This is a genomic window from Paenibacillus sp. TCA20 (assembly GCF_000732325.1).
GTDB lineage: Bacteria > Bacillota > Bacilli > Paenibacillales > Paenibacillaceae > Paenibacillus > Paenibacillus urinalis.
Genome location: NZ_BBIW01000011.1, coordinates 47,423 through 73,345, shown reverse-complemented (window position 1 = coordinate 73,345; position 25,923 = coordinate 47,423). Strand labels below are relative to the sequence as shown.

26 protein-coding genes and 1 pseudogene are annotated in these 25,923 nt (G+C 46.6%); 9 read left to right on the top strand and 18 right to left on the bottom strand.

Going from position 1 to position 25,923, the window contains the following annotated elements:
• Positions 1-2 precede the first annotated feature (2 nt).
• The 4 genes from TCA2_RS19250 to TCA2_RS26365 form a co-directional block, all read right to left on the bottom strand.
• Positions 3-851: an ABC transporter permease gene (locus TCA2_RS19250; protein WP_047913243.1), complete on the bottom strand. Its 849-nt coding sequence runs from the start codon at positions 849-851 to the stop codon at positions 3-5.
• Between the two features lie 319 nt (positions 852-1,170).
• On the bottom strand, positions 1,171-2,373 hold the full coding sequence (gene fabV, locus TCA2_RS19245) for an enoyl-ACP reductase FabV (protein WP_047913242.1): 1,203 nt from the start codon (positions 2,371-2,373) through the stop codon (positions 1,171-1,173).
• A 104-nt stretch (positions 2,374-2,477) separates the two neighbouring features.
• Positions 2,478-2,804 carry a TetR-like C-terminal domain-containing protein gene (locus tag TCA2_RS19240; RefSeq protein ID WP_274520944.1) on the bottom strand — a complete coding sequence of 109 codons (327 nt, stop codon included), beginning with the start codon at positions 2,802-2,804 and terminating at the stop codon, positions 2,478-2,480.
• Positions 2,804-3,073, bottom strand: coding sequence for a TetR/AcrR family transcriptional regulator (locus tag TCA2_RS26365; RefSeq protein WP_052512232.1), 270 nt, complete (start codon positions 3,071-3,073; stop codon positions 2,804-2,806). The genes TCA2_RS19240 and TCA2_RS26365 overlap by 1 nt, the downstream gene beginning before the upstream one ends.
• A gap of 373 nt (positions 3,074-3,446) precedes the next feature.
• Between TCA2_RS26365 and TCA2_RS19230 the strand changes: the two genes are divergently transcribed.
• Positions 3,447-4,214, top strand: coding sequence for an SDR family NAD(P)-dependent oxidoreductase (locus tag TCA2_RS19230; RefSeq protein WP_047913240.1), 768 nt, complete (start codon positions 3,447-3,449; stop codon positions 4,212-4,214).
• A gap of 79 nt (positions 4,215-4,293) precedes the next feature.
• Here the strand turns inward: TCA2_RS19230 and TCA2_RS26360 are convergent, their stop codons facing one another.
• Positions 4,294-5,103 (bottom strand): VOC family protein, encoded by an 810-nt coding sequence (locus TCA2_RS26360; protein ID WP_052512230.1) that lies wholly within the window; start codon positions 5,101-5,103, stop codon positions 4,294-4,296.
• Between the two features lie 121 nt (positions 5,104-5,224).
• Positions 5,225-5,893 (bottom strand): O-methyltransferase, encoded by a 669-nt coding sequence (locus tag TCA2_RS19220; RefSeq protein ID WP_047913239.1) that lies wholly within the window; start codon positions 5,891-5,893, stop codon positions 5,225-5,227.
• A gap of 127 nt (positions 5,894-6,020) precedes the next feature.
• Between TCA2_RS19220 and TCA2_RS19215 the strand changes: the two genes are divergently transcribed.
• A complete protein-coding gene (locus TCA2_RS19215) occupies positions 6,021-6,923 on the top strand; it encodes a LysR family transcriptional regulator (protein WP_047913238.1) in 903 nt (300 codons plus the stop codon).
• A gap of 30 nt (positions 6,924-6,953) precedes the next feature.
• Here the strand turns inward: TCA2_RS19215 and TCA2_RS19210 are convergent, their stop codons facing one another.
• The 6 genes from TCA2_RS19210 to TCA2_RS19190 form a co-directional block, all read right to left on the bottom strand.
• A complete protein-coding gene (locus TCA2_RS19210) occupies positions 6,954-7,982 on the bottom strand; it encodes a hypothetical protein (RefSeq protein WP_047913237.1) in 1,029 nt (342 codons plus the stop codon).
• Between the two features lie 4 nt (positions 7,983-7,986).
• A complete protein-coding gene (locus TCA2_RS19205) occupies positions 7,987-8,331 on the bottom strand; it encodes a PadR family transcriptional regulator (protein WP_047913236.1) in 345 nt (114 codons plus the stop codon).
• 227 nt (positions 8,332-8,558) lie between these two features.
• A complete protein-coding gene (locus tag TCA2_RS19200; RefSeq protein ID WP_047913235.1) occupies positions 8,559-9,395 on the bottom strand; it encodes a YitT family protein in 837 nt (278 codons plus the stop codon).
• Between the two features lie 260 nt (positions 9,396-9,655).
• Positions 9,656-11,647, bottom strand: coding sequence for an acyltransferase family protein (locus TCA2_RS19195; protein ID WP_047913234.1), 1,992 nt, complete (start codon positions 11,645-11,647; stop codon positions 9,656-9,658).
• Positions 11,640-11,771 (bottom strand): hypothetical protein, encoded by a 132-nt coding sequence (locus TCA2_RS27910; protein WP_274338430.1) that lies wholly within the window; start codon positions 11,769-11,771, stop codon positions 11,640-11,642. The genes TCA2_RS19195 and TCA2_RS27910 overlap by 8 nt, the downstream gene beginning before the upstream one ends.
• 150 nt (positions 11,772-11,921) lie before the next feature.
• The gene (locus TCA2_RS19190) at positions 11,922-12,704 is read right to left on the bottom strand and encodes a LysR family transcriptional regulator (RefSeq protein ID WP_052512228.1); all 783 of its coding nucleotides are present in this window, start codon (positions 12,702-12,704) and stop codon (positions 11,922-11,924) included.
• Positions 12,705-12,816: 112 nt separating this feature from the next.
• Between TCA2_RS19190 and dapA the strand changes: the two genes are divergently transcribed.
• Entirely contained in the window at positions 12,817-13,695 is an 879-nt protein-coding gene (dapA, locus tag TCA2_RS19185; protein ID WP_047913233.1) for a 4-hydroxy-tetrahydrodipicolinate synthase, read from the top strand.
• A gap of 74 nt (positions 13,696-13,769) precedes the next feature.
• On the opposite strand, the gene TCA2_RS19180 is transcribed toward dapA, so the two are convergent.
• Entirely contained in the window at positions 13,770-15,053 is a 1,284-nt protein-coding gene (locus TCA2_RS19180; protein ID WP_047913232.1) for an adenylosuccinate synthase, read from the bottom strand.
• A gap of 107 nt (positions 15,054-15,160) precedes the next feature.
• Here TCA2_RS19180 and TCA2_RS19175 point away from each other — a divergent pair, with 107 nt between their 5' ends.
• Both TCA2_RS19175 and TCA2_RS19170 read left to right on the top strand, forming a co-directional pair.
• Positions 15,161-16,063, top strand: a complete 903-nt coding sequence (locus tag TCA2_RS19175) for a LysR family transcriptional regulator (RefSeq protein WP_047913231.1) — start codon at positions 15,161-15,163, stop codon at positions 16,061-16,063.
• A 44-nt stretch (positions 16,064-16,107) separates the two neighbouring features.
• Positions 16,108-17,340 (top strand): molybdopterin-dependent oxidoreductase, encoded by a 1,233-nt coding sequence (locus TCA2_RS19170; RefSeq protein WP_047913230.1) that lies wholly within the window; start codon positions 16,108-16,110, stop codon positions 17,338-17,340.
• Positions 17,341-17,407: 67 nt separating this feature from the next.
• On the opposite strand, the gene TCA2_RS19165 is transcribed toward TCA2_RS19170, so the two are convergent.
• Together TCA2_RS19165 and TCA2_RS19160 are read right to left on the bottom strand one after the other, a co-directional pair.
• Positions 17,408-17,701 (bottom strand): RNA polymerase alpha subunit C-terminal domain-containing protein, encoded by a 294-nt coding sequence (locus tag TCA2_RS19165; RefSeq protein ID WP_047913229.1) that lies wholly within the window; start codon positions 17,699-17,701, stop codon positions 17,408-17,410.
• Positions 17,702-17,741: 40 nt separating this feature from the next.
• Entirely contained in the window at positions 17,742-18,653 is a 912-nt protein-coding gene (locus tag TCA2_RS19160) for an aminoglycoside phosphotransferase family protein (RefSeq protein WP_047913228.1), read from the bottom strand.
• A gap of 176 nt (positions 18,654-18,829) precedes the next feature.
• On the opposite strand from TCA2_RS19160, the gene TCA2_RS19155 reads away from it, so the two are divergent.
• Positions 18,830-19,564, top strand: a complete 735-nt coding sequence (locus TCA2_RS19155) for an ATP-binding cassette domain-containing protein (protein WP_047913227.1) — start codon at positions 18,830-18,832, stop codon at positions 19,562-19,564.
• Positions 19,548-21,164, top strand: coding sequence for a hypothetical protein (locus TCA2_RS19150; RefSeq protein ID WP_047913226.1), 1,617 nt, complete (start codon positions 19,548-19,550; stop codon positions 21,162-21,164). The genes TCA2_RS19155 and TCA2_RS19150 overlap by 17 nt, the downstream gene beginning before the upstream one ends.
• Positions 21,165-21,376: 212 nt before the next feature.
• Here the strand turns inward: TCA2_RS19150 and TCA2_RS27315 are convergent, their stop codons facing one another.
• A complete protein-coding gene (locus TCA2_RS27315) occupies positions 21,377-21,559 on the bottom strand; it encodes a putative holin-like toxin (protein ID WP_047913225.1) in 183 nt (60 codons plus the stop codon).
• Between the two features lie 58 nt (positions 21,560-21,617).
• Positions 21,618-22,481, bottom strand: coding sequence for a sulfurtransferase (locus tag TCA2_RS19140; protein WP_047913224.1), 864 nt, complete (start codon positions 22,479-22,481; stop codon positions 21,618-21,620).
• A 521-nt stretch (positions 22,482-23,002) separates the two neighbouring features.
• Between TCA2_RS19140 and TCA2_RS19135 the strand changes: the two are divergent.
• Positions 23,003-23,922 (top strand): annotated as a pseudogene (locus TCA2_RS19135) (suppressor of fused domain protein).
• Positions 23,923-23,966: 44 nt separating this feature from the next.
• Complete coding sequence (locus tag TCA2_RS19130) at positions 23,967-24,620, top strand: DUF2625 family protein (RefSeq protein ID WP_047913223.1); 654 nt, start codon at positions 23,967-23,969, stop codon at positions 24,618-24,620.
• 84 nt (positions 24,621-24,704) lie between these two features.
• Here the strand turns inward: TCA2_RS19130 and TCA2_RS19125 are convergent, their stop codons facing one another.
• Positions 24,705-25,817, bottom strand: a complete 1,113-nt coding sequence (locus TCA2_RS19125) for a VanZ family protein (RefSeq protein ID WP_047913222.1) — start codon at positions 25,815-25,817, stop codon at positions 24,705-24,707.
• Positions 25,818-25,923 lie beyond the last annotated feature (106 nt).

Genomic DNA, 25,923 nt, shown 5'->3' with positions numbered 1-25,923 from the left:
ATTTATCCATTGAAGCTGTCCCGCCAGCGAAGCAGCCTTCTTTCTAAGTACCGGACGAAGGAGTCCGTGATTTTTCCTACTGCGGCAAAGATGATAATACCGACAAACACCACAGACGTCTGCGTGAATTGACGTGCATCCTGTATCATGTACCCGATTCCCTCACTGGAGCCCATCAGCTCAGCTACAACAAGTCCCAGCCAGGCAACGCCGAGAGATAAACGAAGTCCAAGCAGGATGTTAGGCAGTGCAGCGGGTAATACGAGCCGGATCAACTGCTTGAAACGACTGAACTCGAGCACCTTGGCAACCTCAAACAGCTTAAGGTCAACACCACGAATACCTAGAAAGGTATTTACATACATCGGGAAAAAGGCGCCTTTGGCAATGAGCAATATTTTGGAGGTCTCACCAAAGCCAAACCACAGAATAAATAACGGAGTGAGTGCCAGGTGGGGGATCATACGCAGCATTTGAAAGGTGGGATCTAAGGTCTGCTCGAACCTGCGCAGGAAGCCGACAAGGGTCCCGAATACGAGACCTAACCCAGCACCCAACAGAAAACCGCTTGCTGCTCTAGCGATACTGATTTGCATGTGACCAAACAGTTCGCCCGAGATGATCAGGTCTCTGAAGGATAATGCAATTTGCAGCGGGGTAGGGAGCATGGTGCTTGAGATCCATCCGAAGCCTCCTGCGATCTGCCATAGAATCAGAATGGAGCCTGGAACGAGAACGCCTAACAGAATGGAGCTGAGTTGACTTGTTCTTGAAGGTTTAGCCTTACGGTGTTTATTACTTGTAGCTGCAGGCTTTATTTTGGTGCCTAAAGATTTTCCTTGCTCAATCATAAGCTGACCTCCTTAATGGGGTGGATGATGGGACATACGGTGTGTGAGGAAAAATGGGTACAAAAAAGAGGCATCTTCATGAATCGAAAATGCCTCCGTTTGTACGGTAGACGGTGAGAACAATGTCAAATCTTATAATTCCCATCGAATTGATATGTTATTGAGGTAAATCATACCAACGGATATGGAGCATGTCAATCCTTATTTTCATATGAAATTCATCACTTGCTTATCATAGATATTGAATCGGCATGCAAAAAAAAGCCCCCTGGATTATGATCCAGAGGGGCGATTACGGGTCGCACAGCAGCTTGCTGGCCTATTCTACTTTGTAGGCACCCGGTATTTGGACGTCTGGATTTACATCGCTCTCATAGTCGACACCATCCGTCTCGAATCCAAACAGCTGGAAGAACTCCTGGTTATATCCCTTCAGGTCCGAGATGTCATAGATGTTGTCACTGTTGACCTCAGACCAGATGCAAAGAACCTCTTCCTGTACATCTTCTTGCAGCTCCCAATCATCGATACGAATACGTCCTGCTTCATCAACCAGAGCTGGCTCGTTATGATACAGACGATCTGCAAATAAGCGGTACATCTGTTCAATGGTACCTTCATGCAATCCTTTTTCCTTCATCACCTTGTACAAGGCAGATACATATAGAGGAACGATCGGAATTGCCGAGCTGGACTGGGTCACCAGCGCTTTGCTTACAGCAACATAAGCACGTCCGCCCGTACTGGACAGCTCCTCGTTCAGCTGATGTGCTGTCGCCTCCAGATGATCCTTCGCCTGACCGATGGATCCTTCACGGTAAATAGCACGGGTAATCTCAGAGCCGATATAGGAATAGGCAATTGTCGTCGCATGGTCTGCCAGCACGCCTCCGTCCTTCAGCGCCTTAATCCACAGCTTCCAATCGTCACCGCCCATTACGGTTACGGTATTGCGCACTTCTTCCTCGGTTGCGGGCTCAATCGTTACTTCGGTAACTTCACCGGTATGGAAGTTAACCGTTTTGTTCGTGAAGGCATCTCCGATCGGTTTCAGTACAGAGTTCACCATTTCTCCTGTAGCAGGATCCAAACGTCTTGGCGCAGCTACACTATAGACGACAAGATCGACCTGTCCCAGCTGCTCACGAATGACCTCTACTGTTTTTTGTTTTGTTTCGTCCGTGAAGGCATCTCCGTTCACACTATAAGACTTAAGTCCAGCGGCGTTAGCGGCCTGCTCGAATGCAGCGGAGTTATACCAGCCCGCCGACGCAGTTCTTTTTTCACTTCCTGCACTTGGACGGTATACTCCGATCGTGTTGGCACCTGCACCAAAGGCAGCAACGATGCGGGAGGACAGGCCGTAGCCTGTAGAAGCGCCAAGTATTAGCACGTTCTTCGGTCCGCCATTGATTTGCGGCTGAGCCTGTACGTATTTAATTTGCTCCTCCACCTGGCGCGCGCATCCGACTGGATGTGCGGTTGTACATATAAAGCCGCGTGTTCTAGGTTTTATAATCATATTTGTAATATTCCTCACTTTCACTTTCGTTAGACATTTCATGGCCATGATCTAGATACAGCCACACCCTATTGTAACAATTTTTCGAGAAAGTAAAACCATATTCATCGATTCTTGAACTCAATGTAATTCAGATTTTGATTCGTTTGAATCATCACCTGCTCTGCCATATAGCTGGCTGAGTATTTAAAGTCGGTGTCGGCCCAGTACATAATGACACCTACAAAAGCGGACATGCGGTAGCTGAGCATGATCTCATAGTCTATCGTTCTGGCGGAATCGTCCATCACAATATGCATATCATTCCTCATCGCGTCTTTCAGCAGATTGTAGATATCGTATGAAAGATCGTTGCTGACAGAGAGAAGAGCCTTGAACTGATCCTTGTGATGCTCAATATGCTCCAAGAGACGTAGAGTAGAGGGGTAGATCAGATCTTGTCCGCATCAACCCGGTCCATACCTTCATAAGGGGCGAGGAGTGCGATTGAAACCCCTTGCAAAAACTCCCCTTTGATATCTCTAAGCAAATCCTCTTTATCTATATAGTGGTTATAAAATGTTCCGCGATTGTAGTCTGCACGGCTGGCAATGTCCATAATTGTGGTGGCCTCATATCCTTTTTCAAGCACCAGCTCGATAAAAGCGACTTTGAGGGCAAGCCGTGTTCGTTTGCTTCTTCTGTCGTTCGTATCTTCCATTTGCCTGTAGACTCCTGTCCTATTCGTACATAGTTGAATCCATTTCATAACATATTAAAAGGTAGTGTGAGATGGATTGCGCTGCTAATTATTATATCGTAAGTCCTCGTGGTTCCCAAATTACAGGGATCGAAATTTGAACATGTGGAACGTATGTGTCCAACTTCTAATTGTAAATTTAACAATTAAATTTTATGTGTCGATTAGATGACAATTTTGTGAATACTGATTATTGTCCTTCTTTTTGGAGAGGTGTACGATAAACAGGAAGTGAGTTACTAACTAAAAGATTCAAGCTTTACAACTGTATGGCATCCGTAGTTGATCGCTGCAGGTGTCATACTTATCTCGAGGAAAAGGAAGCGAATATACAATGAGTCAAACACAAGCAAAAACAGCAATTGTTACGGGAGCAGCAGGCGGTATTGGTAAAGAATTGGTACGTCGTTTGGCAGAACGCAATGTGAACGTGGTCCTCGTTGACCTGAAAGAAGAAGCAATTAACGCAACGATTAAAGATCTGGGTCTTAACGACTCCAATTCACTGGCTGTTGCGGCAGACGTATCCAAAGAAGAAGATGTGCAAAACTATGTGAACAAAGCCGTTGAGAAGTTTGGCACAATTGACTATTTTGCAAACAATGCGGGTATTGAGGGTCCTACAGCTACGATTGATGAGATGAGTGTACAAGCTCTTGACCTCGTATATAACGTCAATGTTCGCGGGGTATTCCTTGGTCTGAAATATGTCATTCCAGTGATGAAAGAACAAAATTCAGGCGCAATCCTGAATACTTCATCTCTAGCAGGCCTCATGGGAGCTCCAGGTATGTCTCCTTACATTATGTCCAAGCATGCTGTCATTGGTCTTACTCGTGTAGCAGCTAATGAGCTGGCTTCATTCGGAATCCGTGTCAATGCGGTTCTTCCAGGTACGATTGCAACACGTATGATGGAGCAGATCGAAGCAAACTCCGGTGCAGCTGAAGAGTACAAAAAAGCGAACGAGGCTGCAACTCCGATGGGCCGTTACGGCAAGCCGGAAGAAGTGGCGGCGGTTATGAACTTCCTGCTGTCTGATGAAGCTTCCTTCGTTACAGCATCTCTATACACTGTTGACGGCGGTATGGTCGGTCAATAATAAGGGCAGAACATTCAAGAGCCTGAACCATTATGGTTTCAGGCTCTTTTTTGCTGTTCACGAAAAAAACTTTATTCCATTATTTCATACATGCAATGACGATGCGGTTTCCATCTGGATCAATAACAGCAAATTCAGATAAATCATCGAAGTGATTCGGTTCACCTGCGACTTGAAAGCCTTGAGCCAGGACGTATTGATAGGAGGCCTCTATGTCGTTTGTTTCGAAGTAGAAGAGCTCTGTAAAATCTTTCTTGCGCAAAGAGCGATGCTGATCCAGAAGCAGTACCGGCCCGCTTGTCATAGGAACGCTGTAAATGGGTCCATCCGTGTTCTTGTCGTCATAAGGCAGACTGAACAGCGCTGTATACCAGCGGACAGCGGACTTCATATCGGTGACATCGACAAAGACACCACCAATTCGGGGAAGGATTGGACTGACACCATCAGCGGGGTTCCATGCGTCTGTCTCAGTGGAAGCCGTATTATGGCTTACCATGAGTGTATTTCCATCGGAGTCACTGAAGTTGAAATAAGCCATAGGGCCATGATGATAAGGCTTGGAGTATGTCGTTGCCTGCTGCTCGGCATGTTCGTAAGCTGCATCGATATTGCTGCAGGCGAGCATGAAGCGGGGCTTCATCTCTTCACGCCATTCCGGATTTTTTCGATTCTCGGTGTTGGAATCCAGAATAAGATGAGCGTCCGGCAGATCCAACCAATATACAGGTCCTGAGGTCAGACGTTCTTCTCTGACGGGTAGGCCAAGCAATTGACTGTACCATTCCGCTGCTCTTCGTACATCGGTAACATGAACAAACAGGCTGGTTATTCGGTTCTCTATCGGTTTAATGACATTCTGCGTGTGTGCCGTGAGATGATTGCTCAAGTTGAAATCAACTCCTTATCGAATATTGGAGATGCCGTATGCTTGGAGAATCTGATAGGGAATATACATTCGCCTTTTGGATATTAATTCCTGCCTAGAACCACTTGAAATGATAAAAAAATCAATTAACAATGCCGATAACGAATCCGTCGTAACCTTTGCTTCCTACAGTTTGAATAGCGGTTGCCGAAATCTGTGTTTCGTTGGACAGAATATCGTAAAACTGCCTAACACCCTGAATCCGTGGATCTGTGCTGTGGTGATTGGTAATTTCGCCTTCCCTAATCACATTATCGCCAATAATGACGGTACCCGTATGAGAGAGTTCCAGAGCATACTTTATATACGCTGGATTATTAGGTTTGTCTGCATCGATAAAGATAAAATCAAAAGGCTCCTCCTCTTCGTTTTTCATCTTCTCCAGCTGTAAAAGAGCATCCCCGACACGAATCTCAACTAAATGATCTAAACCTGCGAGCTCCAGATTGCGATGAGCGATGTCGGCATGATGAGGATCAAGCTCCAGGGTGATCAGCCTGCCATCATCAGGGAGTGCACGAGCCATCCAGATCGTACTATAAGCCCCAAGTGTACCAATCTCGAGCACCCTTTTTCCTTTTTGTATCTGTAGAAGCAGCTGAAGCAGCTTCCCCTGATTTGGAGCAACATCAATGGGAGGCAGATTTGACTGCTGATTGTTGGTCAGAACGGCTTCTAGCAAGGGGTCACGAGGGATAAGCTTATCCTCTACATAACGATCGACCTGGCTCCAAGTGTTCATCTGATTCATACGTATCACTTCCCCTTTTCATCAATTTTGTATCTAATCCTATTGTAAGTTGATTATAATGATAAATATAATATATCTTTCTGATCTACTCATAAATTAAATATATAAATAGGAGAGAACGGTACTCATGAATTTGCATGCCTTGCGATTGTTTTATGTTGTTGCCGAGACGAGGAGTGTTACACGTGCTGCTGAAATACTGAGTATCAGCCAGCCAGCAATTACCTCGCAGATTAAGAAATTTGAGCAGGAGTTGTCTTTGCCTTTATTAAAGCCGGAAGGAAGAGGTATTGCCCTTACGGATGCAGGTGAGCATCTGGCGGTATTGGCCGCAAGATTGTTCGCGGTAGAGCAGCAGATTGAGCAGTATGCAGCGGAATACCGGGATGGCGGAAGGGGAAGGCTTCGGCTTGCAGCCACATATCTACCTGCCAATTTTCTCATTCCATCCTGGATTGCAAAATATAAGCAGCACTATGAGAGAGTAGAGGTGAAGATTAATACGACCAATTCAAGTGAGGCTCTCAAGCAACTCTTGGGGGTGGAAGTGGATCTCGCCATCTATGGAGGCCTGCTAGAAGAGCACCCGGATTCCATCTATGCGGAGGAGCTTTTTCAGGATGAGCTTTGGTTTGTGGTTGCTCCAAGTCATCCTTATGCGAATCAGGAAGTTACACTTGAGGAGATGGCGAAGATTCCGTTTGTTATGAGGGAGGAGGGGAGCTCGACGAGAGAACGACTCTTATCACTCTGTCGAACGTACAATGTACCCGCTCCTTCCATCTCTCTTACGTTCAACGGATTACATGAGGCTATATTCGCTGTGGTGTCTGGATATGGAGCAAACTTTGTATCCTCTCTTGTCGTTAAGGGACAGGTGGCGCGGGGTGAATTAGCTCGCGTTATGGTAACCGGAGTCCAGCTCACGAATACGATTGCAGTCTGTACTCGGAAGAATGAAATCTTGCCTGCAACCGTGAGCCATTTCATTCAATTGATCAGGCAGAATCCATATGAAGAGAGGTACTGAGCTAGCTTATAGAACGTAAAAAAACCGTGCTTATGCACGGCCTGTAAACTTTTTACTGCGGCTCCATTTGTAGATTTCGCTTCCCAAGTCGACTAGGCTGATGATGGCAATAATATAGATCAAGTTTTGACTCAGTCCTGACCACATGCTGGAGACGTTCTCGTGGCTTTCTTCGCCAGGAATAATAAGGCCCGCGGCTTCCAGTTGACTAATGAATGATGCATTCCAGAACGAAGTATCCTGAAGCATAATCCAGGCGAGGACAAATGAGAGCACGCTGAACAATATATGGTAGGCGAGAAGAGAAGTCGTCTTTTTGCGCAGAATCAGTTTAAATATTTCCCCCAAAATGCCTACGGCTCCTAACAGCCAGATGAAAGGTATATACTTCTCAATTCCGGCTGAGCTGATGAACGGAATGGAGAAGGAGCCCTGATCACTAATTCGGTACACAGCAAGTAACTCCACATTTAAGGCAAACAGTGCCGTAAACAAAGTAATAAAAATGATACTGGCAATCGGCTCTGACTTTTTGATCTCTGTACCGTGATCAGGCAAAGCTTGCAAATCTTTTGGATTCCATTCTTTTATCGAATTTTCATTGTTTGACGAAGTCGATCTTCTCCGCTGTCTGTATTCAATGAGTGCAAATATGACCGTAACCCATGCGATGGCTTGAGAAATAGAGATGAAAATATCAACGAGGAGGTGGGTGAAATGGTCCAAAATATGGCCAGGCGTCATGATGGCTTCAACTATGGTGAATATACTGAGTGCGATCAACAAAGAAGCAAGGACAACTTTCATGACGGTCATGTAACTGGAATACATCGCTGGACCAATAAGATAGCGTTCGCCCGCGTATCTTGCAGCCATCACCTCCGGATGACCCAGTTCTCTCAGCACATTCTCTACCTGTTGGTCAGTAATTTCATCTGATGATGCGTGTTCCTCCAGCATATCTTCAATGAGACCGTGCAGCTCCTTCGATATGTCCGCTCTTTGTTTCTCGGGCAGTCTCTGTGTGACTGCGTACACATAACGCTCAATAAGTTCCATTTCCTTATCCTCCTCTAGTTCCGATAATGTTCTTCATACTTTCAGTTAGTGACATCCATTCCCGGCATACTCCATCATAGACGTCCTGACCAAATGGAGTAATGGTATAGTACTTCCGGGGACGGGCTTCATTCGTGTCCCAGCTGCTCATTAGAAGCTCTTGTTTCTCTAGTCTGCGAAGCAAGGGATAAAGTGTGCCGGGATCAACGGACAGTCCTTTGTCTTCAAGCACAGTGACGAGCGAATAACCGTACTGTGGTTCTGACAACTGACTAAGCACCGCGATAATGATGCTTCCTCGTCTAAGTTCGCTTAGTAAATTCTGTATCGTTTCTGTTACATCATTCATATATCATCAACTCCTGATCACATTATACTGTATGACGCACACTATTGTACATGACAAAATGATATTTATTTTAAATTATTGGCTGATAGCTAGTCTTATAATCATATTTCCTCTAAAAATGTTTCGTCAGAAGCGGAGAGTTAGACATATAACCCGCGTATAGATGCTGTATCCATAGGAAATAAAAAAACCGCGCTTATTCAGCGCGGCTGTCAGACTGTCTATTATTATTTGGAAATATCAATAAATCCTTCTCCGAACACGTCACGGACATCATGAATCGTTACAAAAGCGGAGGGATCCTCAGATTTTACAATTTTCTTCAGCATCGATACTTCCTGCTTGCTGATCACGATATACAGAATTTCCTTCTCTTGACCGGTGTAGTAGCCGTAGCCTCGAAGCACGGATACACCACGGTCCATAATATCGGTCACCTTCGAAGCAATTGCATTATGCTTGGCTGACACGATGGTAACGGCTTTTTTCGGATTGAGACCTTCAATAATAAATTCCATTGCTTTTGTACCGATATACAGAATCAGGATGGTGAACATGAAATTCTCAATACCGATGACAAAGATAGAGAGTATGGCCACAATAATATCGAAAAAGAGCAGGGCGTAACTAATGTTCCAATCCAGATATTTGTTAGCTAGACGTGCCAGGATCGTTGTCCCGGCCGTAGTCCCGCCAACTCGTATAATTAATCCGATACCGAGGCCAGCGAGCAGTCCGGCAAATATGGCATTCAGTACCGGCTCGTCAGCCGGGATTGACCAATCCTCAGTCCAGTGCAGAAATAAGGAATTAAACGCGACGACAATAATGGTGTAATAGGTTGTCTGCTTGTCGAGCAGCCTGTAGCCGATAACCAGCAGAATGCCGTTGATGACGAAGCCGACCAGAGCAGGCGACCACTGAAACAAATAATAGAGAACGATCGAAATCCCCGTAACGCCGCCTTCTCCAAAATCATTGGGAATGACAAACAAATTGACTGCTAGCGCGAAGATAAATGCTCCTGCAAGCAGCATGACCATATCATACATTCTTTTTTTCATAACAAAACCTCCATGAATCTAAATGATGCAAGATAATGCACTAGAACACTTCGAAATGAATTCAATCACACAAAAAAAGCGATTAAAGGAGAAAAAATCCTTTAATCGCTTGATGCAAATCTGTAAGATTGCGCAGCTCTTTTAAGAAATAAATCAGACAGCTCACGTGCTGTGGGTCAATTACTATCCTATTATAGGACGTAGACCCCTGATTTGTAAACACAATTTGTAGGGTAAGGATGAATTCAAGATATCTTCATTCATTGTAGTGCACTCATAATTAGACGAGTATAAGCTTCAGCACCCGCAGGCTCCAGGTGAACGCCATCCTCTCTAAAATATTCGGGATGTTCCTTGCTGGCTTCGTGCCAATCGATAATTGTCGTATTCGGATATTTGCTTCCGATCTCAGACAGCATCTTGTTTACGTTCTCCTCCCAATCCTTGGGTACTCTCGTGTTCACGAGAAGGACCTGTTCGGCGGATTGAAGAGAGTCCAGCAGGGAGGTCAGGCTCTTCTCCGAAAAAGCACCATTCGTGCCAAGTCCAATAATGACGGTTCCGGATAGACGATCCTTCGCTTCAAGTGCCGGAAGCAAATCGGCTGCATGGCTCATCTGTCTTCCGATCTCTGCATCAACAGTTATACCCGGGAGCAGCTTCTCCAGGCAGGGAGTCACTCCGACCATTACAGAATCACCAATGGCCGTAATGGAAGCGCCGGACATCGGCTTCACTTGATGATCTGCCGGTGTATCCTTTATGTCTTCCGGGGCTGTATCCTTTTCAGCATCATTGTCCGAGTTCTTCTCTGGATCTGAGTCTGTTGCACCTTCGCCATTGGATTCTCCAGCGTCCGGTTCCTCTGCACTGGGCTCTCCACCACTGGGTTCTTCAACACTTGGCTGCTCTCCATCTGTCTGCTCTTCATCCGGAACAGGTTCCTTCTCGTGTTGTTGGTCAGGGGGCGGCTCTCCTGCATTTCCCGGAGAAGGAAACTCAGAGAAGACTCCGTTTGCCTCTTGTTTCTTCGCATCCGATATATTTATCGTCATTCCGATACAGAAGATGCCGATGAACAGAAGTGAGCTGCAATAGACGGCAAGACGTCTTGGTGTAAATACACAGCTTCTACGCTTCGGATGCCGTACATCCTGCCACCATATACGAAGAGCGCCTTCACGTATCGGTTGTTCAATGTACTTCCAGGACAGAGAAGCCAGAATGACGCTTGCAGCGACCTGCAGCAGGGTATAAAAAGCTCCGATTCCTTCCGGATTTCCTCCGGGACTCGTCAGAATCAGTACAGGATAATGCCACAAATAGATGCCATATGACCGGATCCCGATCCAGCGAAGGGGTCTTGCTCCAAGCACTTTGGCAAGCAGGGAAGCCGGGTGCGCCAGAACGGCTACTAGTACAGCTGCTGCAATCGAGAAGAGGAGCATGCCGCCGTTGTACAGCCATGACGCGTAGCGGTCAGTGCTCCACATCATATATAGAACGAGCAGCAGCGCGCATATCCCTGTTACATCCAGCCCCAGCTGTGCCATCCTCTGGACTCTACCAGATAACTTGTAGCTGGGCCACACAATGGCAAGGGCAGCACCGGTCAACAGCCCGAATGCACGGGTATCTGTTCCGAAATAGACTCGGCTTGGATCCGAACCCGGCTCATGAAGCAGAGCCATGAGAAGCGCCGATAATGCTGCCAGCGTACAAATAAATACAAACATCTGGCCTCGTTTTGGGAACAATTTGAGTCCAATCAGCATAAGAAGCGGCCATAGGAGGTAGAACTGCTCTTCTACGGCCAGGGACCACATATGTCCAAGCGGCGAGGGTGGACCAAACGATTCGAAGTAGGATATATCCTGGAAAATAAATTGCCAATTGCTTATGTATGTAACGGCAGCAGCAACGTCATAGCGCAAGGAAGCGAGCCGAGAAGTATCAAATAAAGTCATCCACACCACGGTCATGAGGAGCATGATCAGCATCGCGGGCAGAAGTCGCCTGAACCTTCGATACCAGAATTGCTTCAGATCAATTCTTCCATGATGATGCCACTCTATGGCGAGGATGTTTGTAATTAAATAGCCGGATAATACAAAGAAAATGCTGACACCTAGAAATCCACCGGGAGCTTCATCAAGTCCCCAGTGGTAGCACATAACGCCAATCAGCGCCAAGGCTCTGAGTCCATCCAGCCCCGGCATATAGCGGGAGCCTGTTTTCATTGGTTTAGGCATGAGATTTCACCTCAGCCTTGCACACATGCTGCAGATTCTGGTCTGAAAACGGAGTCATCTCCGCATAGCTCATATTCACAAACGTCTGGGTGTGTGGAGTCAAGTAAGTGGTCATTTGGAACATGCGAAAACCTTTCCTTTCACAAACAATTTCAATAGGTTAATACTAACACTGCAGCAAAATAAGGAAATGACAAAAAGGTAAAGTACAGGTCACATTGTTGAAGTCAAAAATGAGACCAGAATTATAATGATATCAGCTCCTGATCTGGCTTCAAGAGGGAGCAAAAGGAAGGACACTCAGCTCCTGTCTCTGTATCTCATCCCGTACAACCATCTCGGGCAGCAGCGCAATCCCGTCACCTGCCATGACACAGCGTTTAATGGCTTCTGGATTACCCAGCTCCAAGCGGACATTGAACGGGATGCCATGTGCTCGCAGCACCTTTTCCAGCATAATCCGATAATTGCAGCTGGCTTCCGCCATAAACCAGTCCGTATGCTTTAAATCGTTAATTTCAAGCTGGTTCAGCTGTAAGAGCGGGTTCTTCGGGCTTGAGACGAGTACAAGCGGCTCTTCTCTGATCACAATCGTATTCAGGGTTGGCTCGGGCAGTGTATTTCCAAGAATCAGCCCGATATCGAATTCCCCTTCCTTAACCTGATCTAGGATATAATCCTCCCGATCGGCTTGCAGCCTTATATTCATCTCGGGGTAAGACTCCCGTATCGCCTGAATGACCTGTGGAAGGAAATAGGAGGCGATGGAATCAATTGTACCGATAGATAAAGTCCCGCCGCCTTGCATGGCCAGCTTTTCTTTGGACTGATCGTACAGCTCGATAATCTGGACAGCAATCTTTAGCAGCTCTTCACCGGACGAAGTGAGACGAAGCGTTTTGCCGTGGCGTTCAAACAATTTGACATTGTATTCCTTCTCCAGCTTCTGAATCTGGGTCGTGACGCTGGATTGGGCATAGCCGAGCTCTTCTGCCGCTCGGGTGAAGCTTTGACGCAGGGCGACCTGCCGAAATGTTTTGAGATATATAAAATCCATGAGCCCACCTCATCAATAATATTGATAATACATATCAACTATTATAGATAACAGTGATGCTGCACGCTATGATAAATTAAAATAAATACAACGTATTGGAGGCAGCTGTAACATGTTAAGCGAGCAAAACTTGAAAGGCATCTACGTACCTGTCGTTACTCCATTCCAAACTAATCATACTCTTGATCTAGCCTCATTTGAATCCTACTTAAAGCACCTTTTGGTCCATGATATTAATGGCCTTGTCATCAACGGAACGACTGGAGAGTGTCCAACGACCAGCTGGGAAGAGGTCACGAGCCAAGTCGAAATAGCGAAGATTGTAATGAAACAGCTGAATAAAACGGTTCCCATTGTCATTGGCACCGGAACCAATGACACACTCTCATCGCTTAAGCGGACAGAGCGTGCAGGAGAGCTGGGCGCAGATGCAGTCCTTGTAGTAACTCCATACTACAACAAGCCGACCGGCAAGGGAGTTGTAGCACATTTTAGTAAAATAGCGGAAGCTGGCGTCCCTGTCATTGCTTATGAAATTCCAGGCCGAACGGGAATCCGGTTATCCGTGGATACAATAAGAGAAATCCTTGATATCCCGCAGGTCATCGGATTGAAAGACAGCTCAGGCGGTGTAGAGCTGGTCTCAGAGCTGTCTCGGTATGGCTCGAAGCCGGTGCTCTGCGGCGAGGATCTTCTGTTCCACGCTTCTCTGAGCCAAGGGGCAAGTGGAGGGATGCTGGCATCAGCCAACCTGAATACGGCGAAATTTATTGACGTATATAATCGGTATATTAGCGGTGAGGTCTCCGAATCGAAGAAGCAATTCGATGAACTGGTTCCGCTGATCCGTCTGTTGTTCCAGGAAGAGCCGAACCCGGCACCGCTCAAATGGATCTTGACTGAGCTCGGCTGGATTGAATCCGACTCGGTTCGTCTGCCTCTGCTTCCGATCTCTGATCCCTTGAAGGAAAAGATCAAGAAGCATATTTAAAGCATTTAAACGCGTAAAAGGGGTGCAGCCTTGGAGAGGCTGCACCCCTTTTTTTGAGAACAATAAAAGAGCCGTTATCTTCGTTCAATAACCTGTTCACGTCTTGGCCCTACAGAAATGGTCCTAATGCTTACACCAATACTTGCCTCAATAAACTCCACATATGCAATGGCTTCCTTCGGCAAATCATCAAATTTGCGAATTTGAGTAATATCGCTTTTCCAGCCTGGTAGAGTAGAGATGACTGGTTTTGCCCCATTCAGCTTGCTAGTCACCGGAAAGGCCTGTGTTGTACTGCCATCTTCCAGCTCATATGCGGTGCATATTGGGATCTCGTCCAGATAACCGAGTACATCAAGATTGGTGAGGCATACCTCCGTTGCATTCTGGATGGAACAGCCGTACTTCGTTGCAACCACATCAAACCAGCCCATCCGTCTTGGTCTTCCGGTCGTCGCACCAAACTCGCCGGCGTCACCGCCAAGTCCGCGCAGTTCATCTGCTTCTTCACCTTGAATCTCCGATACGAAGGGACCAGCACCTACACAGCTGGAATAAGCCTTGACTACGGCAATGACTCTGCTGATGGAGGATGCCGGAAGTCCGGCACCGACAGGAGCATAACCGGACAGGGTTGAAGAAGAAGTGGAGTATGGATATATCCCATGATCCGGATCACGCAGTGCTCCGAGCTGTCCTTCCAGTAAAATGGATTCTCCATTCAGGTTAGCTTTTTGCAGAACCTCAGTTGTGTTCTTTACGTATGGAGCTAGAAAATCTGCCTCCGCTTTAAGCTGCTCCATAAGGACCTCTGGATGGATAGGTTCACGGTTATAATAATGCTGAAGCATGATGTTCTTGGGCTCGAGTAGTCTCTCCACCCGTTCTCTAAGACGTGCTTCATCGAACAGATCGGAGACCTGAATGCCAAGCTTGGCATACTTGTCTGCATAGAAGGGAGCAATTCCTCTCTTCGTCGAGCCGAATCCGCGTGAACCCAGACGCTCCTCTTCCAGCTCATCGAACAGACGGTGAATACTCAGCACGACCTGTGCCCGTTCGGAAACGTATAGGACGGGTGCGGGTACCCCTTTATCCTCGAGCAATTGCAATTCCTTCTGTAACATGCCGGTGTCCAGGGCCGTTCCCGGACCGATGATATTCGTTACATTCGGGTAGAACACCCCTGAAGGCAGCATGTGCAGAGCGAATTTTCCGTAGTGATTAATAATAGTATGTCCTGCATTACTCCCGCCTTGAAAGCGAACGACATACGAAGAGGCTGCGGATAATACATCCGTCATCTTCCCTTTGCCCTCATCTCCCCAATTCGCACCCACGATTGCTGTAACTGTCAATTGAATTGCCTCCCCATTTGTAATTACATCCAGAGACTATTATAATTTCATTCGTTATATAAGAAAAAGTAATATTACTAATAGTTAATATAAAGAGAGGTAATACCATGAATGTTAATTTAGAATGGTATCGTGTTTTTTACCAGGTAGCGAAGACAGGAAGCCTGACCCGAGCTGCGGCGCTACTGCACATTACTCAGCCGGCAGTCAGTCATACCCTCAAACAAATGGAGGAGCAGCTTGGAGGATCGCTGTTCTTCAGAACCTCAAGGGGAGTTCAGCTTACGACCGAAGGAAAAGTGCTGCTAGGCTATATCGAACAGGCATTTATTAATGTAAACATGGGTGAAAAAGCGATCGCAGAAATGCACAATCTGGACAAAGGTGAAATCCATATCGGGGCCAGCGATACGTTATGCAAATATTTTTTGCTCCCATACCTTGACCGTTACAGGGCCGAGTACCCTAACATTCGCATTCATGTGACGAATCGGACCACACCCGAGACGATCCAGCTGCTGAAGGACGGGCGAATCGACTTTGGCATCGTTAGTCTCCCCGTAACCGATAGACAGGTTGAAGTGAAAGAAAGCTCCGCTATTCAAGATTGTCTCGTTGGCGGGAAGGGCTATTCTCATTTGGGAAACACCATCTTTACTGGCGAAGAACTGGGACAATATCCGATTCTCATGCTGGAAAAAGGAGCGAGTACACGAAAATACATCGATGATTATGCGGTTGCGCACGATATGCAGATTATCCCGGAGATTGAGCTTGGCAGTATTGACCTCCTCGTTCAATTCGCGCTAAGGGATTTTGGTCTTGCCTTTGTTATACGGGATTATGTAATGAATGAACTTAGAGAGGGATCGCTGGTGGAGATTCCGTTAGCTGCTCCTATTCCCAAAAGGCATGTTGGTGTTGCTACACTGCGAGGTGTACCGTTGTCTGCTGCTTCCAGTTCTTTTCTCTCCCTGCTGCCTGATCAGCGTTATAATGGAATTACATGATCATTGACAAGACAGATGAGAGGATCATGCAGAGGGGGTAAACAATGAGGACTTGGCTTAAGCAGCTTCGCAAAGGTTATGGCAAAAAGCTGGTTTCATTACATACCTGGAATGGCTGGATCGTAGTTGTACTAGCTGTGACCGGTTTGATCCTTATCGGCGGTTTTTGGCGGAGTTTACTGGGAGAAGGACGGGTATGGATTAAAACGCTCCATATTATTGTCGGTGTGGCATCGATTCTTCCGGTGCTCTATTACCTTCTGCTTGCCGGGAAGCACTGGAAACAGCTGAAGCATAAGCCTTGGCAGCGGTTAAACGTCGTTATCGTATTGGTGCTTCTTACAGGCTGGTTTATCTCAGGTGTGCTGCTATGGCAGTTCAAGCAGGTAGGACCTGCTGCAGCCAATGCAGCGTTGGTTGTTCATGATGTGTTGACATGGATTGGTCTACCCTACATTATTTATCACTCCATTACTAGATTGAAATGGTTCAAGGAGCCTGCGCGCCGTACGATCCAACAGGGACGTAAGGATAACCCGCTTCATCCTGCGGCCCCACAGCCTATATACACGAGAAGAGCTTTTATCGGTGGAGTGATTGGCATCGGGTTAACCGTAACGCTGGCTCCATCTTTTTTAAAATGGCTTGGCAGCTTTGGCGGGAGCAATTCGATGGAAAATCTGCTTAAACAGAACGAGAACAAACTTATTCCTACACCAGTACCGCACTCAGCGTCTCAGCATCCCATGGGTGGGGGAGCGGAGGGGAATTTCCGGGTATATACCGTAACGAAAATACCTGTCTTCACCAACGAGAACTGGTCCTTCACCATTGATGGTAAGGTGGATAACCGCCTAAGCTGGAGCTGGGAGGAGTTTGTTCAGGTGAAGCGTACGGTGCAGGTGAGTGACTTTCACTGCGTAACAGGCTGGTCAGTCTACAACAATACCTGGGAGGGCATACGGCTAAAAGATCTGCTGAAGCAGGCCGGAGTGCAGCAAACAGCCCAGACGGTAAAGTTCTATTCGGGAGACGGCGTGTATACAGATACACTGACACTGGAGCAGGCAGATCTGGATGATGTGATGGTCGCTGTCCTGCATGACGGAAACCCGATCCCCAGCGACCTCGGTGGTCCGGTCAGACTCATTGTACCGAAGATGTATGCCTATAAATCGGTTAAATGGCTGACCCGGATCGAGTTAATTGAGGGTGAGCATGTCGGCTACTGGGAAGAGCGGGGCTATTCGAATGATGCTTGGGTGAAGAACAGCTAAAAAATGAGCTGAAGCCTATGGAAGCCATGAAACAATCTATCGATTACCTATCTATAGTCTTTATCTTTTATCGTCTAAAAGCTAAGCCAGTCTCCTCCAGAGCAGCTCTAAGCTTGGGCAGTGATGCGGGCCCCATACCGTGAAATTTTAAAATCTCTTTTTCACTGTAGGTGGACAGCTGCTCCAAGGTAGTAATTCCATGATGCTCCAATGCCCGTCTTGCCGGTGCAGATAGCAGGGCCAGGAACCCGCTGTCAGGTTTTCTCTCCTTCTCACAGGTGGGGCATGTTGGACAATCACTGCTTTTATAATATTGGTGACCCTTGCTGCAGGTTCTCAGGCTCTGATTGGAAGTTTCCATGAATACAATGTCCTCCTATGAAATGATCTGTTTATCAGAATTACGCGTTCATTATTTTTTCGGCAAAATCAACATACGCCAGCAGCTTCGGAAGCTCCTCCGGAGGAGAGCCGTCTTGTACACACCAGCAGTTTCCCATCGCGGTTTCTACATAGAGACATTGCCGCAGTATTTCACCAGGAATATGAAGCTTCTTCTCCAGGGTGAGGATGATACTGTTAATCTTGTCGTACAGCTTAGGCGTAATCTCTTCCTCAAATTCATTCAAGATAAAGCGGGGGGTGTCCCAAATCGGATCGCCAATGACGCCCTTCGGATCGATCACCGTATACTCCCCATGCGGGCCCAGTAGAATATTATCATGATGAAAATCTCCATGCAGAAGACGTTCTTTACAATAAAGCGAAGAGAGGGAGGTACAAATCTCCTGGGCTTTTTTCATATGCAAGTAAAGCTCCTGAGCATCCTGCCGTTGACTCATGTAACTCGTAATTCGGTTCACCCACGTAAGATAGGTTGGGTAGATCTCCGGGTCAGCCGGTTCGACATGCAGGTCTGTATACAGGGAAGAGAAGACGGTAAGTCTTTGCTCAAGTGAGCTCTCTTTTCTCAGCGTATATCCTGGCTCAATTCGCTCCGCCAAAATAATGCAGTGCTCACGATCTATATCGTAAACCTTGCAGAAAGGCCTTCCGTTATACTGCTCAAGGGTGCTGAATTCGGTTAACGTTTCTGTAGCAGCAGGGTTGCCAAACTTTAATATGGAGCTGCCGTAGAGGGCGGACTCGCATTTGAACACCAGGTTGGCCGAGTAGGAAGGAATGAACTCAAATGAAGACAGGGACCACTGATCTGCGTAGATGCCGAGATATTGTTGGACTTTCACATAAACTTGTTCACCAAAGTGGTCTTTAATCTTTGCGGCTTCCTCTGACTTAAAGTTATAGTTCATTTTGAATCGCTCCCCCTATTCTCGATCTTACTTTTACATATATTAGTTCAGCAGGAAATAGGATAGCAAGCTTCTCCAATCCGACAAACAGCAGCTTAATTCAAAATATTGCGACACCTCACGCTCTTAGGCTCGTATTAACAAAAATAGATGGAAATAAGGAGGAGATCTCACACGTGGAATTAGTCTTAGAGAATATTGTCAAAAGCTTTGGAAAGAAGAACGTACTGCAAAACACCGGATTTACGTTTGAACAAGGCAAGATTTACGGTCTTCTCGGACGGAATGGCGCAGGAAAAACGACTCTTTTTAATGGCTTGAGCGGGGAAACCAAGCTTGATGGCGGTAATGCATGGCTGCTGGATAATGGTATCCGCCGTGAGCTGAAAGAGGATGATATCGGATATGTCTACTCCTTGCCTATATTGCCTGAATTCCTGACGGGATACGAATTCGTAAAGTTCTTCTTGGACATTAACAGGGATAAGCTGCAGACGGATACCCAGATCGACGAATACTTCGAGATGATGAGAATTACAATGGAGGATCGGCATCGTCTTATTAAGAACTATTCACACGGGATGAAGAATAAAATTCAGATGCTGCTATTTCTCATTACGAAGCCGCCGGTGATCCTGCTGGACGAACCGTTGACCTCGTTTGACGTGATTGTCGCACTGGAGATGAAAAATTTACTGCGGTCGATGAAGAAGGATCATATTCTGATCTTCTCTACGCATATTTTGCAGCTGGCCTCCGATCTGTGTGATGAACTAGTCATCTTGAACAAAGGGCAATTGTCTTCGGTACCGAAAGAGCTGCTTGGCAGTCCTGGCTTCGAACAGAGCGTTATCGACCTGCTGCAGGATGATGCGGATGGGGAGGAGAGACCGGATGCTCCGAACACTTAATACGATTCTTCATCTTCAAGTATCCTCTATTGCAAACCGATTAATCTATTATGTTCGGCGGCTTCCGCTCATCGGTGGTCTGGTTAGTGACAATGTCTATTCCAGAGTGGGTGTGAAGAAGGCAGTGGCCATTGCTGCACTGCTGCTGTCTATTGTGTGGGGATTCCTGACCAGTATGCTGTATGTCGGCCTTGTCGTTTATTTTCCGGTGGTCACCTTGGGCCAAGAGCTGCCTATAGAGCGTCAGCTGGACATCTTTTGGCATATTTTCTTCATTATCACATTTATTATTGCTGGAGTATCCAATGCCAGAATACTTGAACCGAAGCGGAGCAAATACATCTCGGTTAAGCTGTTGCGGCTTCCGGCAACACGATATATGCGGGCGACGCTCAGCTATAAATACGTTACCTTATTTGTTTATTTACTGACAGCGGTGCTCCTTTTTTCCTCGCTGCTTGGTGCACCGATGCTGCAAGGCATTCTCCTCACGGCTGCTGCTGTAATGTGGCGGATCGTATGGGAATATTTTCATTATTGGTTGTTTCGGCGAAGCGGCAGTATATTGATCAAGAACAACGTCATCGTTTGGACCGTCATTTTCATTGGATACATCGCAGCATATGCGCCATTACTGTTTGAATGGGCTCTGGCTTGGGGGGCAATGTTAACTTCGGCTGTGCCTTTATACGTCATTTGCATTTTACTGGGAGGCATTGCGAGTGTTGTTCTCTTCTGGCGACTGGACTATACGGATGCGGTAGACGCGGCGACGAAGCGGGATGACCCGCTGCTGGACCTGGGCCGGATGATGGCGGATGCGCAGCAAACAGCCGTCAAGGCGAAGGACAGTGATTACGATCTAGAGGGGACGAACGATAGCAGGAGGACATTCGAGAAAAAAGAGGGGTACGATTATATTAATGCCATCTTCTTCTCGAGACACAAAAGCTTGATCCGGCGGCCGCTGTATAAGCGTTTGGCCATCGTTGCTGCCCTCGGGACGGCCTTGATTCTTGCGGGATTTCTATACCGAGAGCCGATGGCTGCCGCGGCTTCTAGCATAGGGACATTCTTTCCGGGGCTGATCCTCATCATGGCCTATTTGACCGTCGGGGAACAATTGTGCAAAGTGCTGTTTTTCCATTGTGATCTGAAGCTGCTGCGGCAAAGCTTCTACCGACAGGATGCGCCGAAGCACTTTCGGATCCGCCTTAGTAGGATTCTGGGCATGAACCTGCTCCTCGCAGCCGTACTTGCCTTGGTGCTGACGCTGGCGGCTGTCGCTGCAGGAGGGTTAACAACAGCAATCGACTATGTATTTTTGTGGGTAAGCACATTATCGCTGGCTGTATTTTTCTCCGTGCATCACTTGTTTTTGTATTATATATTCCAGCCGTACACGACAGAGCTGAATACGAAAAATCCGTTCTTTTATCTCTTCAGCTGGATTGTGTCAGGCGTCTTTGTCCTATCGATCAGCTTAAGACCAGATCCGGTTGTTTTTTCAATATGTACGGCTGTTATAGCCCTGCTCTATCTTGTGGCTGCTCTGCCCTTGGTTCGCAAGTATGCTCCTCGTACGTTTCGGGTGAAGTGAATGTTCGGCATATGCGATACATCTATACAGTGACCACTTGCCGATTGTGAGCTGTGACAACTGCCTTATTGCAGGTATAATCGGATACCGTTATAATAAAACTAAAGAAGGAGCCGTGCGCCAACACGACTCCGAGCACAGTAGACCGCTTCAAAGGCGGTTGGCTTCTGAAATAAGATCAGATTTAGACCGTAACCTTGCTATGGGGCGGTCTATTTCTTGTGGTTAATCATAGCGATGATGGCGACGACCAGCGTTAATAGTGCAACAATAAGTGCGCCAAAACTGATCATAAGCATCAAAGCATCCTTAACGTGAGTCGTAGTTTGTTGGATCCACCAAGTAAGTACTTTTAGCCGTTGGATGCTGACAAAGTTGATGATGGGCGTAGACACACATCCTCTAGGAGTTATAGTTACAAATTGCAAATGTATTCATAATTTTTAATTACTGTTATATATGTTTGGGTTTCTCCCCGTTCCCGATGCCCACCGGGTTCTCCTCATAGCTGATCCAGTCGCTCCAGCTCCCTGCATACAGCTTCACATTCTCATATCCTGCTTCTGTTAACGCCAGTACATTGGGACAAGCCGTTACGCCGGAGCCGCAATATACAATAACATCTTGATCTTTGGACACTGCTTCAAACCGTTTGCTTAACTCCTCAGCTGACTTGAATTTAGTTGATCCTTCCTGAAGGTTATCCTTCCAGAAATATGAGGCAGCGCCTGGTATATGACCTGCTTTTTTATCCAGCGGCTCTACCTCTCCCAGGTATCTCGGGTATTCACGTGAGTCGATTAACATAGCAGATCCAGTGGTGGAAGCCTTCCGCACTTCTTCTAGATCAGCCAGTAGGTGAGACTGGAGATGCGGGGTGTAGGATGCCGGAATCCGAATCGGTACATCGGCAGTGACCGGAAAGCTCGCAGCCTGCCATGCCGCAAATCCCTCATCCATAATATATACCTGCTCATGACCGAGATAGCGCATCAGCCACCAGAATCTTGACGCCATTGCACCGCCTTGATCATCGTAAGCAATAATTCGGGTCTCGTTACTAATGCCCGCCTTGCGAATTCGGTCAACCAGCTGATCTACATCAGGCAGTGGATGCCGTCCGCCATGTCCTTGTTCATGCAAGGGTGAAGACAAATCCTGCTCCAGATCAAAATATACGGCCCCTGGTATATGGCTTTCATTAAAGGCTTGTCTACCCGTCTCTGGTTGACCCAGAGCAAAACGGCAATCGACAATCGCGATGTCCGGTTCATACATACGGGCTAGCACCCATTTCATGGATACGATAAATTTCATAGCTCATCACCGCTCTTTATTGGAATGTTGGTTAATACATGATATATGCAAATACATCGGGTCTAGCTGTATTTTACTTTATATAGAGCTCATCGCCAATCCGAATGTGGAGTAAGAATCTCCTTAAATAAGTGCCTCGAAGCCAATATTATTTATCCCTCAAAAGCCTATGAGTAGGAGGTGGACCAGGAAGAAGTAAGCAGAAGTATTTCGTATTCATGCATTTTATGAAAAAGTTGAATGGATCTGAGTTAAGGATATTCCTAATCATTGAAGCCTGCTTAGGACGATAAATATCGATGCGATCAGACCTTTACTCCAATGAAAAAAAATCCTACTTGACGTTTGACATGAGTTTCATATTCAATCGTTGTCTTTGTCTTAGTATTTCATGTAGTAAATAATGCTCAAATTTGCCATATACAGCAATAGGCAGTCCAAATCCATTTATAATAGATGTTTAGACAGTGGTTGAATTTTAGCAGAACATACAGGAGGTCAATGATAAGATGAGTGAGGAAATGAACGAAGAGCAAAATGAACAGCTGGATCAAGCTCCTGGCTGGGATGCTATAGATGAAGCATTAAAGCCTATTTATGGAGACCAGGAGCCTAAGCATTACGGAACTTTGCTTCCATATTCTCTTGGAGGTCAGGATCCGCTTGATGGGATCAGTGCATATAAATCCGAGCAAGGGGGCCCGCATTGGCATATTGTCACTTATGGATTTTCCGAGCTATATACAAAGGAATCTGAAAATATGGAGGACAGCGGCTTTGGATTCGAGCTGACCTTCAGAGTCGCGCGGAGCGAATCAGAGGAGGAGCCGCCGGCCTGGGCGCTTAACCTGCTGCAAAATATGGGCAGATATGTGTTCGGGAGCGGGAACATTTTTAAAGCAGGAGATTATATGGATGCGAATGGACCTATTTGCCTGGGGGCGGATACCTTGCTCACGGCCCTCGCGTTTACTCATGATCCGGAGCTTTCACCCATCGAGACGCCTAATGGAAGAGTGGAGTTTATTCAAATGGCAGGTATAACGGGGGCTCGAGCACCGGCTTCCTGTTCGTAGATACACTGGACTGGATGCCGTCAGAGAGGAAGATGTTTAGAAAGACTCCGGCCAAATTAACCATCGGAGCGAAGCAGGCTGATATCGTTGGCAAGCTGCTTCAAGGCCGGATATTAAAAGGCAGGACGCTGAGACTGTTAAGCCAAAATATTCAGGTTGTGTTCGAGCCAGGGGATATAGCGGGTTGTAAAGAAGAAGAGAGTAACATCACCATTACTCTGAATGAGCAGGCAGCAGCTGAGTTTACACATAAGCTTGTACCTAAAGAAGGCTCGGTCCCAATTTTATCCGTAAATATTGTTCTAAATATTATAAAGACTTTAATCCGGGATCGTGAAGGCAGCATCGTAGAAACCATCGGTTAATGAAAAGAGCTTAGATGGTTATAGATTCAAAGGAGGGGAGAATGATGGGATATTTAACGATTGGGGAATTGCTTCACACGGAAGACCACGCTTGGGAAGAGCTTGAGAATATGCTGAGCCAGGGTAAAAACAAGAGTGTGATCATTCCCGCAGAGCATGACACAGGAGCAGACACGCTATATCGTTTGCAGGTCAGCACCAAATCCTACCTGGGCGCAGTTGCTTACGAAACGGCAGGTATCCTGTTTGACCATGGCTGGATTACCTTGCTCGGTGCAGGCGGTGACGGTATATATGGCAGTCTTCCGTTCTGGAATGGACTTCTCGATCGCGAAGGCGTTCCGGCTCTCGAAGGAATGCTGCTTGTCGCATACGATGCGGCGGGCGGTTTTTTCAGTTTGAATATCGGTCGTTTCGGAAATGACGGACACATCTATTACTATGCGCCGGATACATTGGAGTGGGAATCGACGGAGCTTGCTTATTCTGGTTTTGTTAGCTGGCTCGCTGATGGTGATCTAGCCCAGTATTATGAGACGTTTCGCTGGAAAGGGTGGCAGGAGGAGTCGAATGGGCTTCAGCCAGGTGAGGTGTTTACCTATTATCCACCCCTTTGGACGGAGGAAGGGAGCGGAGCAGACAGCAGTAAAGTGAAGACCTCGGTTATTGAAGCATGGAATACCGTTTTGGGTATCTAGATGATCTGAGGAAACATCCACATAGAAGCTGGATTGCTTCATTAACAAAAAGCCGCCACATGGCGGCTTCGAATATGTTTTACATTATTCAGCAGGCTTCTGTGCAAGCTCAGGTGTCGGTCTCTGCCAAGTAATCTGATGCTTCGTACCGCTGAGCTGCTCGTAGAACAGGAGCGTTTTTTTGCTAAAGAACCGGCGCAGCACATGAAGGGCAAACCAGCCGTCCATGACGAAGATGACAAAAGCAAACAGCGTACTTCCATAGGAAGGAAGACTCGCCGTTACAATCATCAGGTTTAAGCCGAAAAATATCCAGTACAGCAGCCCATATCTGATCGTAAGACCGGTAAGCTTCAGCCTTCCCGCCTCTCCAGTCAAATGAATGCGGACAAGCCATTTACCAAAGGTTCTTCCCTTATTTAGAAAAGGAAACACCATGAAATATAAGCCGGTAACGATCCAAAAGGCAGCAGGTACATCTAGAATGCTAGCGATATTGAACAAGATCAAGCAGATGAACCCATCAAATAAGAGCGCTACTGCACGTCTGGTATAGGACACTCGTTTTCCAGCAATATCGACTTCTTTATCAAGGTGCTCAATTCTAGGCAGTAATCCTGTGAACCACTCGGCAAGCAGGAATCCAATCATACCGCCAAGCGTGTTCATAATCAGATCATCTACATCGAACACGCGGTAGGGATGATCATAGAAACCGAATATGCCTGTCAGCTGTGTTATCTCGAAGGATAACGAGAGGAGGAAGCACAACAGGATCCCACGGACCCAGCGTGTTCGGAAATAATAACGCAGAAAGAGGCCAAAAGGTACGGTCAGAACGATATTAAAGACAACCTGAAGAAAGGCTCTTTCCGTAAGCAATTTCCAGTAAGTGCTGACATCCTGGGCTGAAACATTCGTTTCTTTGAGGATGTCATGTATGAAATTAAACGGGATGAGCTGATATGGAATACCAGATAAGGGTTCATTATGCCTCGCCGCCGGCAGCGGCAGAAGAACAAGGAAATAAGCGGTCATTAAATAAAGCAGCAACAGATACAGCATTATCGCCCTAACCTTATTAATGTAGCCATGTTTTCGATACTGCACAATAAGAAACGGAAGTGTAAAAAACAAGGCGGCTATAGGAAAGGTCATGAAGGCGTAGGAGATCGGAAACAGATACGATTGAAACATGAATACACCTACCTATGTAAATTAAGTCATAATAAATGGACGGATCATGATATTTTACCCTAAAAGTCGGTATGTAATTGTTACATTTTATTCATATCACTGGATA

Excerpts from the sequence above, each read along its gene's own strand:
- TCA2_RS19150 (WP_047913226.1), top strand. The coding sequence starts at position 19,548 with ATGCTCCGAACACTTAATACGATTCTTCATCTTCAAGTATCCTCTATT.
- TCA2_RS19220 (WP_047913239.1), bottom strand. The coding sequence starts at position 5,893 with ATGAATCAGATGAACACTTGGAGCCAGGTCGATCGTTATGTAGAGGAT.
- TCA2_RS19230 (WP_047913240.1), top strand. The coding sequence starts at position 3,447 with ATGAGTCAAACACAAGCAAAAACAGCAATTGTTACGGGAGCAGCAGGC.
- fabV (WP_047913242.1), bottom strand. The coding sequence starts at position 2,373 with ATGATTATAAAACCTAGAACACGCGGCTTTATATGTACAACCGCACAT.
- TCA2_RS19175 (WP_047913231.1), top strand. The coding sequence starts at position 15,161 with ATGAATGTTAATTTAGAATGGTATCGTGTTTTTTACCAGGTAGCGAAG.
- dapA (WP_047913233.1), top strand. The coding sequence starts at position 12,817 with ATGTTAAGCGAGCAAAACTTGAAAGGCATCTACGTACCTGTCGTTACT.
- TCA2_RS19195 (WP_047913234.1), bottom strand. The coding sequence starts at position 11,647 with ATGCCTAAACCAATGAAAACAGGCTCCCGCTATATGCCGGGGCTGGAT.
- TCA2_RS19200 (WP_047913235.1), bottom strand. The coding sequence starts at position 9,395 with ATGAAAAAAAGAATGTATGATATGGTCATGCTGCTTGCAGGAGCATTT.
- TCA2_RS19140 (WP_047913224.1), bottom strand. The coding sequence starts at position 22,481 with ATGAAATTTATCGTATCCATGAAATGGGTGCTAGCCCGTATGTATGAA.
- TCA2_RS19170 (WP_047913230.1), top strand. The coding sequence starts at position 16,108 with ATGAGGACTTGGCTTAAGCAGCTTCGCAAAGGTTATGGCAAAAAGCTG.
- TCA2_RS19125 (WP_047913222.1), bottom strand. The coding sequence starts at position 25,817 with ATGTTTCAATCGTATCTGTTTCCGATCTCCTACGCCTTCATGACCTTT.
- TCA2_RS19250 (WP_047913243.1), bottom strand. The coding sequence starts at position 851 with ATGATTGAGCAAGGAAAATCTTTAGGCACCAAAATAAAGCCTGCAGCT.
- TCA2_RS27910 (WP_274338430.1), bottom strand. The coding sequence starts at position 11,771 with ATGTTCCAAATGACCACTTACTTGACTCCACACACCCAGACGTTTGTG.
- TCA2_RS19205 (WP_047913236.1), bottom strand. The coding sequence starts at position 8,331 with ATGAATGATGTAACAGAAACGATACAGAATTTACTAAGCGAACTTAGA.
- TCA2_RS19190 (WP_052512228.1), bottom strand. The coding sequence starts at position 12,704 with ATGGATTTTATATATCTCAAAACATTTCGGCAGGTCGCCCTGCGTCAA.
- TCA2_RS26365 (WP_052512232.1), bottom strand. The coding sequence starts at position 3,073 with ATGGAAGATACGAACGACAGAAGAAGCAAACGAACACGGCTTGCCCTC.
- TCA2_RS19215 (WP_047913238.1), top strand. The coding sequence starts at position 6,021 with ATGAATTTGCATGCCTTGCGATTGTTTTATGTTGTTGCCGAGACGAGG.
- TCA2_RS19130 (WP_047913223.1), top strand. The coding sequence starts at position 23,967 with ATGGGATATTTAACGATTGGGGAATTGCTTCACACGGAAGACCACGCT.
- TCA2_RS19210 (WP_047913237.1), bottom strand. The coding sequence starts at position 7,982 with ATGGAACTTATTGAGCGTTATGTGTACGCAGTCACACAGAGACTGCCC.
- TCA2_RS19160 (WP_047913228.1), bottom strand. The coding sequence starts at position 18,653 with ATGAACTATAACTTTAAGTCAGAGGAAGCCGCAAAGATTAAAGACCAC.
- TCA2_RS19165 (WP_047913229.1), bottom strand. The coding sequence starts at position 17,701 with ATGGAAACTTCCAATCAGAGCCTGAGAACCTGCAGCAAGGGTCACCAA.